13 protein-coding genes are annotated in these 20,625 nt (G+C 39.9%); 2 read left to right on the forward strand and 11 right to left on the reverse strand.

Annotated elements, in window-relative coordinates; all coding sequences use genetic code 11:
* The gene (gene ybeY / locus AB5217_RS19850; RefSeq protein ID WP_004298035.1) at window positions 1-417 is read left to right on the forward strand and encodes an rRNA maturation RNase YbeY; all 417 of its coding nucleotides are present in this window, start codon (window positions 1-3) and stop codon (window positions 415-417) included.
* 157 nt (window positions 418-574) lie between these two features.
* Here ybeY and AB5217_RS19855 read toward each other — a convergent pair whose 3' ends face one another.
* The 11 genes from AB5217_RS19855 to AB5217_RS19905 form a co-directional block, all read right to left on the reverse strand.
* Entirely contained in the window at window positions 575-979 is a 405-nt protein-coding gene (locus AB5217_RS19855; RefSeq protein WP_022199975.1) for a lipocalin family protein, read from the reverse strand.
* A gap of 13 nt (window positions 980-992) precedes the next feature.
* A complete protein-coding gene (locus AB5217_RS19860; RefSeq protein ID WP_004298032.1) occupies window positions 993-3,710 on the reverse strand; it encodes a prolyl oligopeptidase family serine peptidase in 2,718 nt (905 codons plus the stop codon).
* Window positions 3,694-6,051, reverse strand: a complete 2,358-nt coding sequence (locus AB5217_RS19865; RefSeq protein WP_032846999.1) for a S9 family peptidase — start codon at window positions 6,049-6,051, stop codon at window positions 3,694-3,696. The genes AB5217_RS19860 and AB5217_RS19865 overlap by 17 nt, the downstream gene beginning before the upstream one ends.
* 18 nt (window positions 6,052-6,069) lie before the next feature.
* Complete coding sequence (locus AB5217_RS19870) at window positions 6,070-8,394, reverse strand: S9 family peptidase (RefSeq protein WP_368112802.1); 2,325 nt, start codon at window positions 8,392-8,394, stop codon at window positions 6,070-6,072.
* 82 nt (window positions 8,395-8,476) lie between these two features.
* Window positions 8,477-10,150, reverse strand: a complete 1,674-nt coding sequence (locus AB5217_RS19875) for a PKD-like family lipoprotein (RefSeq protein ID WP_032847001.1) — start codon at window positions 10,148-10,150, stop codon at window positions 8,477-8,479.
* Window positions 10,151-10,168: 18 nt separating this feature from the next.
* Window positions 10,169-10,915, reverse strand: coding sequence for a DUF4843 domain-containing protein (locus tag AB5217_RS19880; RefSeq protein ID WP_004298027.1), 747 nt, complete (start codon window positions 10,913-10,915; stop codon window positions 10,169-10,171).
* 21 nt (window positions 10,916-10,936) lie between these two features.
* Window positions 10,937-12,460, reverse strand: coding sequence for a RagB/SusD family nutrient uptake outer membrane protein (locus AB5217_RS19885; RefSeq protein ID WP_004302963.1), 1,524 nt, complete (start codon window positions 12,458-12,460; stop codon window positions 10,937-10,939).
* Window positions 12,461-12,474: 14 nt separating this feature from the next.
* Window positions 12,475-15,831: a SusC/RagA family TonB-linked outer membrane protein gene (locus AB5217_RS19890; protein ID WP_004298023.1), complete on the reverse strand. Its 3,357-nt coding sequence runs from the start codon at window positions 15,829-15,831 to the stop codon at window positions 12,475-12,477.
* Between the two features lie 51 nt (window positions 15,832-15,882).
* Window positions 15,883-17,097 (reverse strand): FecR family protein, encoded by a 1,215-nt coding sequence (locus AB5217_RS19895; protein ID WP_004298022.1) that lies wholly within the window; start codon window positions 17,095-17,097, stop codon window positions 15,883-15,885.
* 244 nt (window positions 17,098-17,341) lie between these two features.
* Window positions 17,342-17,911 carry an RNA polymerase sigma-70 factor gene (locus AB5217_RS19900; RefSeq protein ID WP_004298021.1) on the reverse strand — a complete coding sequence of 190 codons (570 nt, stop codon included), beginning with the start codon at window positions 17,909-17,911 and terminating at the stop codon, window positions 17,342-17,344.
* A gap of 369 nt (window positions 17,912-18,280) precedes the next feature.
* Window positions 18,281-19,591 carry a VapE domain-containing protein gene (locus tag AB5217_RS19905; RefSeq protein ID WP_004298019.1) on the reverse strand — a complete coding sequence of 437 codons (1,311 nt, stop codon included), beginning with the start codon at window positions 19,589-19,591 and terminating at the stop codon, window positions 18,281-18,283.
* Window positions 19,592-19,900: 309 nt separating this feature from the next.
* On the opposite strand from AB5217_RS19905, the gene AB5217_RS19910 reads away from it, so the two are divergent.
* On the forward strand, window positions 19,901-20,539 hold the full coding sequence (locus AB5217_RS19910) for an HU family DNA-binding protein (protein WP_004298017.1): 639 nt from the start codon (window positions 19,901-19,903) through the stop codon (window positions 20,537-20,539).
* The last annotated feature ends 86 nt before the right edge of the window (window positions 20,540-20,625 follow it).

A 20,625-nucleotide genomic window follows, 5' to 3' on the forward strand; every position in this document is an offset into this window, starting at 1 on the left:
ATGGCTGTAACTTATCAAACAGAAGGCGTAAAAATGCCTGATATCAAGAAACGTGAGACTACGGAATGGATAAAGACCGTAGCTGCTTCTTACGGGAAAAGACTCGGTGAAATCGCTTATATCTTCTGCTCGGACGAAAAAATTCTGGAGGTAAACCGTCAGTATCTGCAACATGACTACTACACGGACATTATTACTTTCGATTATTGTGAAGGCGATCGTCTATCAGGTGACTTATTCATCAGCCTGGATACGATACGCACCAATGCGGAACAGTTTGGTGCTTCATACGAAGACGAACTACATCGTGTGATTATCCACGGAATTCTTCATTTGTGCGGCATCAACGATAAAGGTCCCGGAGAACGGGAAGTTATGGAAGCAGCTGAGAATAAGGCATTGGGGATGTTGCGATAAGCGCTCATTGCTTTCAATTCGTACACTGCTTTTCAATTCGCCTTTCATAAAAAAGAAACCCCGGCGTAATCACTACGCCGAGGCACTCCATTAGCTTATGCTAATTAACACTAAATTATTAAGAGAGAGATTTAGTCAATTTATTAATAGTTTGGAGTTACTTCACTTCAGGAGTAACCAGTTCCTTAATTGATTTTGTATTTAGGTACAGGAAAGCCAAACGAGGAGTTCCTTCGTTCACTATCAACTGCAATGAATCCGATGTCAGGTAGCCGATACGCTCACGAGTTTTGTACACCTCAACCTTTCCATCATCTTCCTTGCTGAATCCTTCCACAATCAGATAACCATTATCCACTTTCCACGTTTTCAAATCTAAAGACGGAATATTGATAGTAGAACACTTACCACCTTTCTTGAACTCAAATCCTTTCAACTCACCCGTAGACTTGTATGTATAAGGATTGCACCATTTTCCGATAATCTGTTTTTCTACTTTCTTCTGTCCGTAGCTTAAAGCGAAACAAGACAGAGCCATAGCCGTAATCAATAATTTTTTCATCTTAAATCAATATTTATTTTTTTAGTAAATCGTATTTCTGATCAATTCCACGCTCTCGCAGATGAATACCTTCCTTCATCCAACGTGGTTCTTTTGTTCCTTTCAGGTAATAGTCAAAGAACTGCATCATCCGGATTGTCCAGTCTTTCTGTGCACCTCTTCCCAGTACGAAATGTCCTTCACCTTTGTAATTCAACAACCATGCAGGACGTTGTAAGCGACGCATAGCCAAATAAAGAGCACGTCCTTGTTCATATGCAACAGCCTCATCCTCATCATTATGTAATATCAACAAAGGTGTATGTATCTTATCAGCCTCCAAAATTGCTGAACTTGCCAGATACTTATCTTTTGCCTCCCATAAAGTCTTTCCCATACGACTTTGTGTTTCCTCGTACATAAAATATCGTGGCAGACCGCTTCCATTACGAATTCCCAAATATCCGGTCACCATATCCGTAATTGGAGCCGCTATATTGGCACAAGTGAAAAGATCTGTCTTTGTCACCAAATATGATGTTTGATAGCCAGACCAGCTATGTCCCTGTAAGCCTATTTTCCCGGGATGTGCTATCCCCTGCTCTATCAGATACTTCGTTCCACTCACAACAGCATCATAACAACTCTGACCGGGAGTCCCAACCGTGAAATGCACATCCGGCATAAACACAATATAACCATTGCTGGCAAAATACATAGGATCCCCTAACGCACTACTCAACAAAGGTGCATGATAAATATTCAACTCACCGGAATGAGTTTCATAAAACTGCACCAACGCCGGATATTCTTTTTGAGGATCATAATCTTCCGGAAGATAAAGCAACCCCTTATTTTCCTTATTCTCATAATTAGTCCACTTTATCAGTTTAACTGTACCCCATTTATAATCTGCTTGTTGAGGATTCGCATTCGTCACTTTAACGGGATTGGAGAAATCGGACTTACTCCACCACAAATCCCTAAATTCCGATACATTCTGACGATTCCAAACGCAATACTCATGATTGTCAGAAAAACGATGTATAGTATATACATAATTCCCCTCCATCAATTTTCTCAGACGGCCTTTCATATCAAGCTGATAGACACCCTCATCCATCGTGTCTTTATCCCAAAGGCTAACTATGACTTTTTCGTCTTTCTGAAAAACATCCTTATCTATATTACTCGTCATTTTACGAATAGATTTGCCATGCTTGCGACCATATCCTTTAGTCAGGCACTCCGGCTGACGTTCTCCTGTCAAATCAATCTTCCACCAGTCATATGCATCGTACAGAAACACATTATTCCCGTCAGCCGTCCACCCTGCTATTCCATAAGCGGGAGCAGGAGCCGGTTTATCATAACTTTCCATGAACATTGGATAACCGATAGCATCAGATATATTAACAACCTTACCGGTAGCACCATCAAACTTATTCCAGACTTGAGCAATCGGATCATACATTACTGCCCACTTGCCATTTACCGACCATTTGGGAGCTGTACGATAACTACGTCCGATCAACCGTTTTGCACCTGTATGCACATTCACTGAATATATATCGAACGGCAACCGATCCAACCACTCACGCTGCATCTTATAAGGAGATTCATCTGTGTAAAGCACATAGTTCAAATTCTCTGCTCCCGATGGTAAGAGTAAATCTACGGTAAATGGAGCAACTTCTGTGAGCTTCTTAGAAAAAATATCATAAATATACGTCACCGACTTATCCTGCCTATAACGTCCGCCCCTTTGTAAAGTCGGAACTTCCATTTCGTTCCACGTCCACAACTCTAATTCAAAACTCTTGTCCGGTTTCTTCTCCGATTCTTCCCTTCTACGGGAAATCTGCTGTGAGTCCCGAAGTTCAAGTATCAAAAAATTATGGCTTTTAGACAAGTCAATACGTCCGACAGACATACCATCAGGCAAAACAATTTCTTTCCGGTCAAAAAGCAAGTTACAACCCGGCTTCTTTAATGAAAAAGCATACCACAAAGAATCATTTACGCTAAACTCCCCGATCATCTCTTTTTCATTAAAACTATAAGAAGAGGGTTCACTCTTTACAGAACTCTGATAAAGAGTCTTATATGGACCAGCTAAAGGGCCATAGCATAGCTCGTTCCTGTCTGACTTTTTACGAATGAAAAGAATAGAACGTCCTCCGTCATATAATGTATGATAGCCGATACTGTCAATATGAAAAGCAACTTCTGTCTTCAGATGACGTACCACCAGCCTGTTAAAAGCCGGAACATGATTTACCGTATCTTTCGACACATTAGTTACAGAGATTGAGTAAGGGGTCCCTTCCACAGGACGAAAAGCCTCTTTATGTTTCCATTCGGTCTTTACTCCCGAAGGCAATGACAACAAAAATGTTTTCATTACTCCTGCCGAGTCTGCCAACCGATAAAAAGCTCCCTGGTCGTTATTATAAAACTCCAGACGCTCTATATCGCCATTCAGCAATATTTCCTTCCGCGTACGGGAATCGAATAAATGCAGTTTTTTTTCTTCCTTGCTAGCCGGATTATATTCCATCAACGATATACGGTAAGTCACCCATCTGCCTGTCGGTGAAATATCCGGTGCATCAATACGTTTCCAAGATGTACATGCTTCTATATCCAACGGTTTCTTTTGAGCCTCAACAGACAAGCTTCCCCCCAGCAACAATCCTGCTATAATCCCTATATATACAAATATCCGGTTCATCTTATCTTCTCCTGTCATCTTTAATCATATCCTTATTCAAATCGACATCAGAATCAGCCGAGTTGTCATGCAATAACAAGCGGGCAAAGTGACGCCACATCTTATGCTCGAAGAAATCCTCAGACTCACCGAAGAATCCATGTGTACATTTCGGCAATACAAACATTTCGAAATCCTTATCAGCCTTAATCAATGCATCCACCAGACGCAATGTGTTAGCAGGATTCACAGTTTTATCCATCGCACCGGTAAACAGCAACAAGCCGTGCTTGTAATTCTTTACCAACTCTTGATTCGGACGTACACGGACACTATAATCATACATCGTACTTTCTACTCCCAAACTATCTTTAGTCGTTTTCACCTTCTCATCTACACCGAAATGAATCTCAACAAAGCCTTTATTATAAATACGATTGTCATGATTACCTGCCGATGAAACAGCAGCCGAATAGAAATCAGGATAAGTACAAATGGCAGCCGCCGACATAAACCCTCCACCGGAATGGCCGTAAATACCGACTTTGGTGGCATCAATAAACGGATAACGGGCAGCCAGTTGCTCAATAGCATATTTATCATCCGTCAACGGATAATCACGCATATTGTTGTATCCATAGGTATGATAAGCCTTTCCGCGCATCGGAGTGCCACCTCTGTGCCCCACAGTGATTACAATGAACCCCAGTTGAGCCAAACGGGTATTATAAACATCATTAATCGTGAAACGTGTCGGCACATATTCGAAGAACGGTCCCGGATAAACATTCGAAATGATAGGATAAACCTTTGTCGAGTCAAAGTCGGCAGGTTTCCACATCACGCCATACAAATCGGTCACTCCATCGGCAGCTTTTACCTTAAAGCGTTCCGGTGCTTTCCATCCCATCTCATAGACAGGCTGCAAATCGGGCTTTTCCAACGTCATAATCACCTTTCCATTCCGGTTACGAACCACATTCACCGGTTCCTGCGAAACAGTAGAATAAGAATCTACCATATATCGGTAAGACGGAGAGATACTGACATCATGTGACGCATTCTCCGGAGTTAACAGACGAACAGCATTCGGACGATCCAGTTGAGCTTCATAAAGAATGTAATAATAAGGGTCAATGCCTTTCTCACGACCATAACCATAGAAATACATCTTACGCCCGATAGTATCAATCTTGGTAACCGGACCAGCTACCCATATTCCATCGGTCAGTTGGTTCTTTAAGTTTCCCGTTGCTGTGTCATACAGGTAATAGTGTCCCCAGCCATTACGTTCGGAACGGAAAAGGATTTCTTTCCCGTCATTCAGGAAAGAAACATTACGCATCTGATAATCGAGATATGGTTTGTTTTCTTCATGAATCACTACGCGCACTTTTCCGGTTTCTACGTCTACCTCGCAAATATCCGACTGGTTCCATGGACGGTTATAACGTTGGAAATACAAACGCTTCCCGTCCTTTGAAATATACAATATGTCAATATACTGATCAGGCCAGCGATTAATATCGATTTTCTTCACTTCACGGGTATCGACATCTCCAATCAACAATTCATATTGGGTGACATGTTTATCGCCTGCCAGTTCGGCTTTATAAGTTTTCAGTGTCGGATATGGAGTAGACAACGAATTGATTAACCATAAATCACGCACTTTCCTGTTATCCTCACGAACAGCATAAAAACGATGGCTACCTGGAATCCAATGAGTAGATTCGGCTCCGAAGCGTCCTTCCAGCTTACCCTCATCTTCACGGTTAAATGTATAATTCGGCTCACCGTCCGTTGTCAGTTGTACAGGAATGGTATCTTGCCCTTTCTTTTGATTCCCAACAAAATACAAATTATCCTTGCTGGCATAAAGAAAATAAAGACTATCTGGAGAATACTTCATCCAATACGGATCACTATTTCCATAAGATGGTTTCTCATTAAGCTGCTTCAGTGCTTTCGTATGAATATTGTACGTATAAAGTCCACGGTCAAAATCAATACGAATCGTTTCGTTATCCTTCATGAAAGTGAAAGACAAATATGGATCTGCCGAAGAATAGGCTTTCTTGGTATATACTGCAATTTTACTCAATAATTCAGCCGTATCAAACAGAAGACGTTTTTCCTTTTTCTTCGGATTTACATAATAATACTTCTTTCCTTCACGTGTAGTAAACGAATAATAAAAACAGTCCGTACCATTAATAAACGTTGGCTTGACTTCTGTTGAATACTTTATTATAGGATTCTGTTCTAACAGACGGAACTTTTCCGCTAACTTATAATTCGCTTTCTGCTGTGCATCGGCAAAGCTACATATCAACAATGCAACCACCAGGCACACATATCTAAAGAGAGAGTTTTTCATAAAATCTTATCTATTGTCTTATTTGTTACGGTTAATATCTCCCCAATAGTCTGCACGAGTATCACCCAGCAAATGCTTGGCAAAGAAACGGTACATCTTCTTCTCAAAATACTTATCAGCAGAACCATATCCATGGCCGGCACCCGGAATCACCAGCATATCAAAATCCTTGCCGGCTTCAATCAATGCCTGCGCCATGCGATAAGTATGAGCAGGGTTCACGTTCTTGTCCATATCACCGGTGACGAGCATTAAATGTCCTTTCAAATTCTTGGCAATCTCCGTATTCGGCTTCACATTGAACTTGTATCCATACTCTTTTGTCTCATTACCCAAACTATCTTTTACTACTTTTTCCACTTCCTTCACACCGTTATAGCATTCTCCCCACCCACGATTATAGATATTGTTATCATGATTTCCGGAACAGGAGACAGCAGCTTTATAAAAGTCCGGATAAGTACAGATGGCTGCAGCAGCCATAAATCCTCCACCGGAATGACCGTAGATACCGACTTTTTTACCATTAATAAATGAATACCTCCGAGCTAACTGCTCAATAGCATATTTGTCATCAGCTAATGGATAATCACGCATATTACCATAACCAAACCGATGGTATGCCTTTCCACGCATAGGAGTATCTCCTCTGTGAGACACAGCAATTACGATAAAACCTAACTGCGCCAAACGGGTACAACATCTGTCTTCTAAGGTAAATGAAGTAGGAACTTGACCAAAGTAAGGCCCCGGATATACCACAGAAATAATCGGATATACCTTAGTAGAATCAAAGTCTGCCGGTTTCCACATTACTCCATGTAAATCGGTTATATTATCAGCAGCCTTCACAACAAAACGTTCCGGTTTTTTCCATCCGGCTTTGTAGGCTAATTCAATATCCGGCTTTGCCAATTCAAGAATCCCTTGTCCCTTGTTATCTTTCAACATGATTTTAGGTTCCATATCCACTCTTGAATAAGTGTCAATATAGTATCTATTAGACTTCAGGAATTTAACCTGATGCTGACCGTCTTCCGTACTTAATGGAGTTACTCCTTCCCTATCAATATGCACTTTATAGAGCATGTAATAAGATGGGTCAATATCTTTTTCCCTGCCATATCCATATAGATATACTGTTCGCCCCAAAGTATCAATAGAAGCTATCTGACCTGCCACCCACTCACCGGAAGTCATCACATTCTTCAACTTTCCATTACCATCATAATGATAGTAATGCCCCCATCCCGTACGCTCCGAACGAAAAAGAATATCTTTACCATCATTCAAAATAGCGACACTACGAGCATGCGGATCACGATACGGTTTGTCAACTTCATGAATTATTTCTTTCACCTCCATTGTAGAGAGGTTGACAGAACACAAATCCACTTCGTCCCATGTACGTTTCGTACGTTCAAAAAAGAGGTATTTACTATCCTTTGTCACACACAAAGGATTTATGTATTGATCCGGCCACTTACTTATGTCTGTTTTTTTTACGGTACGCCCAATCACGTCAACTATAACCAGTTCATTTTGGGTTACATTCTTATCACCAAGGAATTCATAACGATAAGTAGTCAGGGAAGGCCTGTCATCCAACGAATTTATCACCCAAAAATCTCTAAGCAGACGTTCATCTTCGCGTACTAAATAAAGATGCCTTGAATCGGGGCACCAACAGATATCAGACATGACTTCTCCTTCTTCGTCCGTTCCTCCATCATGCGCATAAGAATAATACCGAACTCCATCAGTGGTCAACTGCACTTCCGTCGTATCCATTCCCATCTCCCCATTACCTTTCACATACAGATTGTGTTTCTTCACATACACAAGATATTTTCTGTCTGGCGAATATTTCATCCATGAGTAACGATCAAATAATGACCGACTCTTTTCTTTCTTTTTCTCTACAATCTGGTGTGTCAGGCGATTATATTCATAGTTCCTACCTTTATAAGAAAAAGAAAAAGAAGCCAGGTTTTCAGAAAATTTGATATCACTCAACTCCAGTTTATTCCTGTCCACTACACCCCTAGTAATCTGTGCAATTCCCGATGCCAGTTTCCCTTTATCAAACAATGGTTCTTTTAACCGACGTTCAGGATCTACAAAATAGTAATCCTTCCCGACAGTCGTATGAAATTCAAACCAAAACTTATCTGTTCCATTAATTTCATTCGGCCAGAGATTTAGACTATTAGCAGTAAAATTACCCCCTAAACCGAAAGCCTGAAATTCATTTGCCAATTCATAGTTGGCCTGCTGTTGGGAAAAAGCATGCAGAATGCCTGACCAAGCAAATAAAACTATAAATAATATTCTTTTTCTCATATTCAAATAAACAAAGGAGAATCACATAAAGTATTCAAGACTCAATGCGATTCCCCGCATAATCTATATAGATCAAGTTATTTTAAAGGTCATACTGAACAATCTGGTTAGCATTTCCTATTTTATATAGTACATCCACTATTTTTCCAAAATTATTATCTCCCTCCTTCTCACTTTCCTCATTCGGGTATAATTGTTTTATTTTTACATCATTAACCAATCCTGATTCTTGCTTGTCCTTCTCTTCCACCCCATATATAAAGAAACTTCCGTCTTCCAAGGCAACCCCTAACTGACCGTTGTAAACTCCATATTTTGGATACAAATATATATCATTAGATGAAAGAGCAATCACCTTCTTGTCAAATGTATGAATCAATTTTGGAGCAGATGCCATACCTTTCACATATTGGCAATACCACAATTCATTCCCCATTGCAATAACAACATACTGCTTTTGTTCAAATACAGCCATATCTGTATACTCTTTATTTTTCAATGACGTCAAGTCATTTTCATAATAATCATATATATCCCATTTTTTATTCTTCATTCTGAAATAGCGCAATTGATAAGACATATCGTTACCCTTCATCAAGGCAACCCATGCTTGCATCATGTCGCCATTCACATTAACTGACGCAGTTTTCATTGTTACAATACTTTCATCACGCATATTCTGAAAGTTCTTAGCATCCTCTCCTTCAAATTCAACTATTTCTCCGGTATCCTTCACCGTATTATCATAAAATGTCGGATCATTGGAACTATTCTTCACCCCACCTCCATTTCGAATAATTACCAATGAGTTATCCTCTTCACGGAGAGCCAGAACCGCATCCATATTTCTGTCCTTAAACTTCTGTACAGGATATAAAGCACTGAATTTAGTATAATTCCACAGTGGAATAGACATATAGGCTCCAGCATGAAAATCATTTGCAACCGGCTTCGTGTGCATATAAATATATCCATTTTCATCACGAATAAATTTTGCAGAGTAAGACATGGCAGCTTCTACAGGTTTGAAGCCTCCCACCGGCAAATCCCCATAGAACTCATCCTCTGTATATACTTCACGCTCCAAAGTATTACCGTTCAGCTCCACCCAACGATCTTGCATCACTACCAGTTCATCATATACAGTCTCTACCTGTCCGAAAGTACTAGGATAACCCAAATGCTCAAAAACACCTTTGGGGTTGGTTCCTAAATCTTTGACTAAATACTTTTCGACAGAATGATATGCGATAGAATCACGTACCACTTTCTCACCCCAGATATTCACAGTTTCTGACACACCATACAAGGTCTTAATCTTGATAAATGAAAGTGTTGACTTTCCATCTACGTCAGACAAAACCACCCATCCTCTCTGATAAGGAGAACGAACCAAAATGTCTGTTGAAGCAGAGTACTTAACCCCTGTTTTATTGTCGATGACGGAAAATGTGAGTTCAAACAATCCGATCTTATGAGAATTGAAAGTATACGAAGGTGCTTTTACATTCAACAATTCTCCGTCTAGTCTCCATTCGTAACTCACATCCGGATCTGTTTTATCAATTGTAAACTCAAACGTAGGTGTTATAACTAAGTCTTCATCTATCCCAACACTATAGTTTTTTTCAATATTACTAATAGTGCCTTTCAGTTCATTAATCGGTGTATAATCATAATTGTTTTTATCATCCAGGCAACTGCAAATGCTACTCAATAAAAGTAGTAATAAAATATAAACTGTTATCTTTTTCATACTTCCTCCGTTTTTTAATTATCCGGCAACAGGAATTTCCATTTTACCATACTCATCACTCATGGGTTCATCCGGATGTTGAGTATTATAATCTTTAATTCTATTTTTCAGACGCAGTGCATATTTACGCAATATAAACATATCTTTTCCGTCAAATACCACCCCGTCTTTTTTCAATTCTTCCAAAAACATTAAATATTTCTTTTCCGAATACCTCCCCAAATACCATTCTTCAACAATGTTGTAGGGATTATTCACATCACCGTCGTTTCTAGTCCACCACTCAGGTGCAAACAACAAATTAGATACGGAAATAATAGCACGTGAATAGACACTCGGACCTTGACGAACCTCACCACCGTCATTCACTTGCAACGTCAGCAGTTCAGCTTTCGTATCCAATTTTTCGTAATACTTCAGAACCACCAATATTTCTCCGGTTAGTTCTCCTGCTTTAATTACGCACTTCTCTGGCAATTCATATTGGGTAGCAGGCAAAGTCGTTCGTTCCGGATCTACACTGACCGTAAACTCCAAATCCTTATCCTGTACTTTTCCAGAAATGGTAACTCCTAATAATATCTTAGCATTTTCACCTTCATTGTAAAACTTAAAAGATACACCTGTTGTATCTGTTGTCATATTTTTCTCAAATGCAATATATGACACATCATTTGTATGGGTCAGTAATCCTTGCTCCTCACAAGAAGTAAAGAAGGAGACTCCCAACAATACAATGACTATATAAAAACTTATTCTTTTCATATATCTTCAATCTTTCAAAATTTAAATATTGCTTTCCGAATCAGGCAATGGCATCACCAAATTATCTTCAATCGCCGGATATTCTACGGACTGCTTTTCATCCGACCCTTCCAAGTTCCGTTTCAAACGCTTGTATAAAAAGAAAGTCTGTCCTTCGCCAATAAACTCGCGACGGGCGTCATCAACAATCAGATTAATAAAGTCTTGCTTCGTACCCGATTTGCTAAGGTCAGGAGAACTAATACCTCTCCCTTGTTTCACAGTTTTAAGATATGTCTTGGCCAATTCCTTATCTGTATCATAAATAGCCTCTGCAGCTATATAATATACTTCAGACATACGAATCATAGGCACCATTGTACTATTCACTTTACCAAAACCAGAACCTTCATCTTGTTTTTTATACTTCAATGAACGATAAAAAGAAGAAGTATTCGGTCCTAACTGATACTTAAGACGCCAGTCTTTATCGCTTTCGGTACCGAAGAATTTCGTTATCACAGCATCACTCAAAGCCAGATACTTTTCATCATCCGGTTTGGTAGCATTATCACTTGCATGATTAATCTCCAAATCCCAATCAGTCTGATCTGTAGAATATAATGCAAATATAATGTCTTCATACATCTTTATATTCCCATTCTCTATATTCATAGGTCCACTATAACTACTTGTTACTGCCTTATAATAACCTTTATCAGCATTAATATCTATTAGTAACTTCGCTGTTTCATAGGCCTTTTCCGATTGTCCTGCATATAAGTAAACACGAGCCAACTCCGCAGTTACGGCATGATAATTAAGATGGAATCCTCTGTACCACACAAAACGTTCTTCTCCGGAAGGAGACTTAGTAAAACGATTACCCGAAGTAAACTCTGATGACTTATCCACATCCTTCAAAATCTTTTGCGCTTCTACTAAATCAGCGATGATGCGTTCCAAACAGTAACCGACTGTTTGTCGATCGGATAAATAAGATGGATATTTGTCCACATAAGGAATAAAAAGCCTATCTCCCGGATTCATAGCCAAAGACGGCGCATATATACGTAACAAATCAAAATGCATATACGCCCGTAAGGCAATAGCTTCTCCTAAAATCATATTTTTCTCCTGCGTACGTTTGTAGAACAGCATTGTATCTTCCTCTGCCACCTGCTGTGCAAGGTTATTACAATTGGCTATGATATTCCACGCTGCGCTCCACATAGCATCTGTTGTAGGAGTAAGTTCAGAGTTCTTATACAAAAACTTCGATAATTTCTTCATAGCTTTACCACCACCGCTGTCGGGGGCTTTGTCCAAGTCATATACCTGTCCCCAGCCATCTATCAACCCCCAGCTCAGATTACTACCGTACAAATCGAAAGTCGCCAACTTCCGGTATATACCGTTCAGAGCTGTACGATAACCATTTCCTGTCTCAAACAAATATTCTTCCTTTATCTCATCCGCAGGTCTCACGTCCAGCCAGTCACTACAAGAACTGAACGAGATAGCTGCTAGACATGACACAAATATTATTGTATATATCTTTTTCATTTTTTCTTCTTTTTTTAGAACTGTGCTTTTAATGAGAATTCCACTTTCCAAGATCTCGGATAGCTCAATCCGCGTTCCTGTTTAATAGAGGACCAGTTTATCAAGTCGCTCGTAGAAGCTTCCAGACGAAGCAGATTCATGCGGAGATGTTTTTTTATCCAGTCACGGTTAAAATCATAGCTGACATTCAATGAATTCAATCGAACCAATGCTTTATCCTGCACGAAACGTGATGTTGGCAAAGTAGTCATCCCCCGGTCTTTAATATCTTTAAACTGAGCTATGTCACCCGGTTTTTTCCATCTGTCCGTCAATACGCGTAAATCGACATTCTTGTTCACTAAGTCCGCATTTTCCACATTGTTGACCAATGTTTGATTGTATTCCTGTCCACCCCACTCATAAAGAAATGAAGCAAACAGAGTCCAATTCTTATACGACAGGTTCAACCCGAAAGCACCACTACATTTAGGTTCTGTATTTCCAACTACAACCTCCTGCGCAGCATTCCACTTATCAGCTATAGAGCCATCACGGTTCAAAAAGATCTCTTTACCCGTAGTAGGATCAATGCCCAATGAACGTACAGCCCAAATTGAAGTCAGAGAAGCTCCTTCCTCATACTGTGGCAGTGGTACCGAATATTCCGCACCATGAGACAGCCCTAATGTTTCTTGATAAAGTGCTTCATTTTTATAATAAGCGGCCACTCTCTCATTATATGCTTTCTGAGAGTCGGAAATCTTCAGAATCTCATTCTTATTGTGCGCCATATTTCCCCATAACGCCACATTCCAGTTTCTGTCACGATAAATATCCGCACGAAGTTTTAATTCTACGCCTTTGTTGGCAACTTGTCCCATATTATCTTTGTAAGTAGAGAAACCGGAAGTTTGGGAAAGAGTGACATCATTCACCAAGTCAATTGTCTTATTATAGTAATACTCGAAATCAACAGTCAGGCGATCATGGAACGTTTTTGTTTCGATACCAACACTCAGCTTATCCGTCTTTTCCCAAGTCAAATCTTTATTACCTAAAGCTTTCAATACAGCCCCATAACCTGTTATATACCATTCATCAAATAAAGTTTCATACATCGTCGTTGCAGCATAAGCCGGGAAATTAACTTTACCGGTACGCCCATAAGAAGCACGTAATTTTAACTTATTGATATATCCGTTACTTTTGAAGAAATCATAGTTATGAATATTAACACCCAAACCTCCAGAGAAGAAAGGAGCCCACTTCTGATTCGCCCCAAACTCTGACGAACCGTCGAAACGTACAGAAGCGTCTACCAAATAAATATCATTCCACGTATAATTGGCAGAAGCTAATACGCTAACCCTTCGTGTGGTATTCTCAGTACGAGTAGGTTTCTTATATACTTCCGCCGCATAATTCAGAGAGTGAAACTCACCCGACGGAAATCCACGATAATGAGCATTGGTACTCTCAGTGGTACCTGAAGCTGCTTCCCAACCTGCTGAAACATTCAAATTGTGCTGCTTGTTAAAGCTACGTGTATAGTATAAAAAAGCATTGGAATTCCAATCCAAACTTTCTCCATTCGTCGTATACAAATCACCGGCAAGATTATTATCTTTTGAACCTGTAACACTAGTCTTACTTGAAAGCGGATCAATAAACTTCTCTGATTTGGAATATTTCTTCGTTACACTGAACTGCCCTTTAACCGTCCAGTAATCATTCAGGTACCAGTTAAAGCTCAAATTATCAATAACCTCATCATAAGAGTTCCAATTATAATTACCCAAAGTTGCTTCATATAGCGGATTATTATTGTCACGTCCGCTAATTTTCGAATATGTGAGTTTCTCCCGGAGTGTTCCATCATCTTTATAAGGAGAGTCATAAGGCTGTAGTCCGCTAAAATCACTAAACGAACCATACGGAGATTCTTTCGATTTCGTATGCCCGAAAGATACATAGTTTCTTACTTGCAAATTCTTGATGCGATAATCCAAAGAGAAGCCTGCACTATAGCGATTACGTTCTGTACCTTTCATCACACCATCTGCTATATTAAATGAACCGTCCACACCATAACGCAAATTAGGTGTTCCTCCCTCTAAGTAAATACTGTGCTTATGATTGAAAGAATTTTGAAGTGGAATAGACATCCAATCCGTATCTACTCCTTTTTGAATTAAAGCGTATTTCTTATAATAGTTGTTCATCCCTACCGCAGTCGATGGAATGTTAGCTTGTCCTTTATCAAATAATCCTGCGAGACGCTCTATTTCCAGCTTCTCCGATGCATTTGCCAAATTATAATCCCGTAAATCGGGCATTTCCAACGTTCCTGTAAAGTTATAAGAGACACGAACCTCTCCTGCTTTCGGAGCAACAGTAGTAATTACCACCACTCCATTAGCAGCACGTGAACCATACATAGCAGTAGCAGCAGCATCTTTCAAAACCGTCAAACTCTCAATACGGGTAGGATCCAAGTCATATACCTTCTCAATGCTTACTTCAAAACCGTCCATGATAAAAGTTGGTAAATTAGGATTATTCTCCAAATTTGATTTTGAAAGCTGATCTTTATCCAGTTCTTTAACGCCAAAACCGGAACGTCCACGAATATACATTTCTGGTAAAGCATTCGGGTCAGAACCAAATTGTACGTTATCTACCAAACGGAAAGAGGGATCGAATGACTGGATCGCCCCAATTATATTTGTCTGTGACACCTTACGCAAGTCATCACCCGAAATCTGAGTCGAACTACCCGTAAAACTGGATTTACGTACATTGCTATATCCGGTCACAACCACATCTTCCAATGTTTTGACATCATCCACCAATGTAATTTCAACCGTTTTCCGACGAGTAGCATCCACTTGGACAGTTTGCTTCTTCATACCTATAAAAGAAACTTCCAACACCACCTTATCACTTTTTACGTCCAAAGTAAATTCACCTTCAATATTGGTAGAAGTACCTGTACGAGTACCTTTAACAATAATACTAGCTCCGGGAATCGGCTCTCCATGTGAGTCTGTCACCATACCACGGACACGGTTTTCACGCTTTTGTTTTCGAATGACAACAATACCGTCTTTCATCACATAGTCAAACCCTTGAGGATTCAACACTAATTTAAGAGTTGTATCCCATCTCTCGTTCTTCACATCAAGTGATACCGAAGGAACACCCTTGAACATTTGTGAATTATATAACATATTCACACCTGTCTGTTTTTTCACTGCATCCAGGACAGTCTCTATAGAGACATTGTGCAGTTTCAAAGTCACCGTCTTGTCTTGTGACGGTAATGCCCATGCACTAAACGTACAGCACATTGCCACTAGAAAACATAGCAGCCATCGTTTTTCTCTCATAAATTAATAATTAAACTTTTGTGTACCTAATATTCTAACTATTCTAATATTCTATCTTTTCCATTCCTGTTCTTCCACTTTGTCATATATCAATATATTCCTGCCACTGATTTTATAAGTAAGGTCTCCTGTCAGTTCCAGTGCATCCAGGAATGAATTTATTGTTCCGTAGCGTTTCAAGTTACCACTATAGGTAATGTCGCGCAGGTTAGGGGTTTCGTAATAAACCTGTATGTCGTACCAGCGTTCGAATGTCTTCATTATATCGCCCAAGGGACGGTCATTAAAGATGTACATACCATCTACCCAACCAACATATTCTTCCAAATCCACCTTGCGTTTCGTTGAACTATTGGCAAATACAACAGCTTGTTCACCCGGTGAGAGAGTAACCGTTTCCGCATTTAATGTAGAGAATTTCACTTTTCCATGTACTAGGGTTGTATAACAAACAGGGGTATCGGCATAAGCATTCACGTTGAATTCAGTACCAAGTACAGTTATTTCCCCGAGATGAGTTTGTACCACAAATGGATGATTCTCATCTCCTGCTACATCAAAATAAGCTTCACCCTCCAAACGCACAATTCGACGTTTACCGGCAAAACGTACCGGATAGGTCAATTTAGAACCGGCATTCAAATGTACTGTCGTTCCATCTGCAAGGATTACAGTATTTTCACCTCCACGCGGTATTACCAGTTCATTTGATTTGCCAGATTGTTCTTCAATGTTTTTCTCCTCATGTTGTGTCGTGACGGTAGGCTGATAAGACAGCACTCCTTTCTTATATTTTACTTGAACGCCATCTACTACTACGCTTACTTCTTTTCTATGCACATCAATCACGCTGCCATCGGACAAAGTCAATTGTGCCTGCTGCGTTCCCGGCTGAATCAAAGTTTTCCCTTCTTTTTCCGATGAGATATAATTCGACATATAGAAAGAAAGAGCAACGGCTAAAGTAACGACAGCCGCAGCAGCGTACCACCCCACCCGACGAGAACGACTCTTCCGGCCTTTCGATTCCATCTGCCCGATACTCTGAAGAAAAGACTGATAAGCTTTCTTTGACGAATATTTTTGATATTCTCCAAAGGCGACTTTCAAAGTCTCCCCGCTCTGTAACTGCTCGTATACATTTCGTAAGTCCGGACATTCTGCCAACCGTTTCTCAAGATCTTTTTGTTCCACTTCATCAGCCTCCCCCAAAAGAACCTTTCTCATTAAAGCAGCGTCTTGATATACATTTTCGAACTTCTTCATCTTATTGCGTTTTTTTAATTAAACAATTGTTTAATTCATCTTTATTATAGATATACACAACTCATAAAAACGGGTGACAAAAAGATGACATTTTTTTGAGATAAAAGAATAATGAATCAGAATTTAGAGGTAGAAATATATCATAATGTCATTATATAGAAGAAAAAGATTTGATTTTAACAAATAGAATAAATTTTAATCAATCAATAAAAAGACGAAGAAGTATCAGAATGTTTTTTTATTTTTAGAAAAATAAAAAAAGAATTATGGAATGAATGGAATCCCCCAACCTTTCACGGAGGAATTTATAGCTGCGAGTCTTTTGGGTTTTGACAGTATTGATACTTATCTCCAGACGTTCCGCTATCTCTTCCCATGTATGTCCCTCAATTCTCATTAAAATAATCCGACGTTGTTCGGCAGGAAGTTCTTCGATATAGCAATAGAGTTGCCGGATAATTTCTTCTTTTACTGTCAGTGCATAAATCGTATCTTCGTCCACCATACTTTCTTCTTCCGCCAAAGAACTTAAAATAGTATCATGAATTTGATTATTACGTATATATAATAAGGCATTATTATAGCAGGCACGATAAAGATAATTGGTAAGTTCTTTAATATCAGAAAAGGTACGCTTCCCCTCCCATACAGAAATAAAAACTTCCTGTACCAAATCTTCCACCGCATCGGGGACTGGCAATATCTTGGAAACATAAACACATAAAGCAGTATAAAAACGATCGTAGAAATCGCCCCACATCTTTTTATCCTTCCGGTTTACTCCCGCTACTATGATGTCAATTTTATCGTTCATACTGTCACTTTTCCTGCGAAAAAAGAGAACAAAATTTATAAAAATCACCGTAACTACTTACTTTTGCGATATTTATGAATGCAAATATATTGTTTTTTTTCAGAAACGCAGACCTTGCCGACTTACAAAATAAAAAATAAAACGCAACAGGGCACAAAAGGCGCAAGCTTTAAAGAGGAATATAAAAATAAGAAATACTTCGATTAGTAATAACATTATTTGCAATAAAATCATTACCAATCAAAATATGTTCGGGACTTGATTGTTTACTACTTTCTGATTGCTATGATATATGCTGTCATTCACAGTCGTCACAGAGGCGTAACCATCTTATTCACAGATATCTTATGTGAACAGGTAGTATCATTCTCACTCTTCACAGCCCTTCACTTTCTTCACCAAATACACATTGCCCAATCTCGTATGCTGTCGACTGATACCCGTTGCAGTCAGAATCTGCGCCAATTGGATAGGAGTACAATTACGAAGTACAGCCGGAAACCTCTTTTTCAATTCTTGATGAATGATAGCGGCGGAGAGTGACAGACAATCCGGTTCATCCAACATGGCAGGCGCGTATATGTTGCACACAATGTCTTCTATGGGGTTGACATGATAGTATGCGCTATTATGACGTTGCAAAGCATGTTCTTCCTCCTTGTTGAACCAGTGACGGGCACCTGCAAGCAATTCCTCTTTCAGTTGGGCGTAGATTTGTGAATGTTCAATTCCGGTACAGTCAATATCATGCTCCGCTTCAATGCAGATGAATCTGCGGCTGCCTGTCGGATCGCACAGTAAGTCAGTCCGGTTACTTGTTCCGATGAAAGAGGCGATACGAGGCAGCGACCGGAAATTTTTCTGATAGGCTTTGCAGATGTTGAGGCTGGACATTTGCATCAGATTTTTAAGTAACGGCATCTTTTGTGCTCCGAATTTATCAAATTCGTCCATGTTTAGTAACCCCATCTCGGCTAGGAGACGTTCGGGATTGCCTTGTGCGGTTAGTTTCAGATTATCCGAATAATAACGGGCTAGTTGTGGCGGCATCAGCATACGGCAGAAAGTGGATTTATGGCGTCCCTGTTCTTCGCTGATAAGTATCGGGGCTACGCTGTTTGCTTGTGTTTGATTCACTCCCAGCCATTGGGCGGCAAGTCCGAGCATCCAGGTGTGAAAGCTTTTTATCCATATAGGAGTGTCGGATACTCGCTTCGCCAAGGGCTTCAACCGATCCGTTCCGTCCCAGGCAGGTAGTTCGTTCATATAAAGCCGGAAAGGGTGGTAGCTTTCCACTAGGGTAGAGTAAATGTATCTTTGAAGGTCCTTGTCCCAGCAGTTGATTCCTTCTTTGTGGGCTTCCAGGCAGAAAGTATTCAGTTCTCGCTTGTCTATGCGGCAGAAAGGAATTTCTCGTTGCCCGGAGGGGCGAAATTCGGTTTCTTCGGTGAGTAAGTTGTAGCGGAAGTCATATCGTACTTTCAAAAAGTCAATCACTTGTCGTGTTAGAAGGACGGGGTGTTTATGTACTTCTTGTTTATATGCTTCCTGTTCATCTATTTCTTGCATTTTCGGTACGTTCTTTGAAGTGTTCGGTGAAACGATGACGTTTGACGATTCTTTCATCAATGCTTGTATTCTTTTTGCCAAACGTTTCGAGTTATATTCTAATGTCTTCATATTTTTCTTGTTTTTTAAATGAATAAATGTTGTTTTTTCGACCGGTTGATGCCGCTAAGGTATAACATGAAATATGGGGTTTGCAAGTATTTAACTAAGAAAATATTTATTTTCTTCTGAAACGAAAAACAAGCTTTTCTATGCTGATATATCGTTACTTTGTCGTATCTTTAGCGCTTGTTTAGGAAAAGCCGACTGGAGTTGTCCGGTTGGCTGACAATAGTTGACTGAACAGCCGATTCCAATCGTCCGAATAGCCGATTAAAGTTGTCCTATGATGAAGTTACACATTTAAATTGATAAGAAGTAATGGCTATTGTGTTTGATTGGTATGAAAATCCTAATGCTTCTTCGGAAGAAGAAGCGGCGTTGCATCCGCGTATCTTTATGAATGGAAAAGTGGATACGGATACTCTTTGTTACAAGATTCATGACTACAGTTCGTTGACTGTGGGCGATGTAAAGAATGTGCTTGATAACTTATCGAAGATTCTCGGCGAGTCGTTGCGAGAGGGAAAAGAAGTACATATCGAGGGGATCGGCTATTTTTATCCCACTTTGGCTGCTACGGGGAAAGTGACTCGTAGCACTCCGCATAAGACTAATAAGGTGGCTTTCAAAACTGTCCGATTTCGCCCTGACAGTAATCTGAAAGGACATTTTGTGGGTGTCCGCGCCAATCAGTCCAAGTATGTCCGTCATTCGGAGAAGGTGTCAGAGGTGGAGATTGATATGCTGTTGAAAGAATATTTTGCCGAACATCAGATGATGACCCGCCGTGATTTTCAGGAAGTGTGTGGTTTGGCACGTACTACGGCCAAAACGCATTTGGTACGTTTGCGTGGAGAAGGAAAGCTGGTGAATATCGGTTTGCGCAATCAGCCGATGTATGTGCCTGCTCCCGGTTATTATGGCGTATCCAGAGATGCGGCACATCCTTCACGGTAGTGACTGTGAGTAAGCGTCTCCGCGATTCTATCTTGTCGCCCTTTTTTCATTCTTATATTTTTGCTATGTATAAAAATGAAGCATTA

This window comes from Bacteroides sp. MSSM.1001136sp1_RTP21357st2_D2_RTP21359_211015 (assembly GCF_040913205.1).
GTDB classification, from domain to species: Bacteria; Bacteroidota; Bacteroidia; order Bacteroidales; family Bacteroidaceae; genus Bacteroides; species Bacteroides ovatus.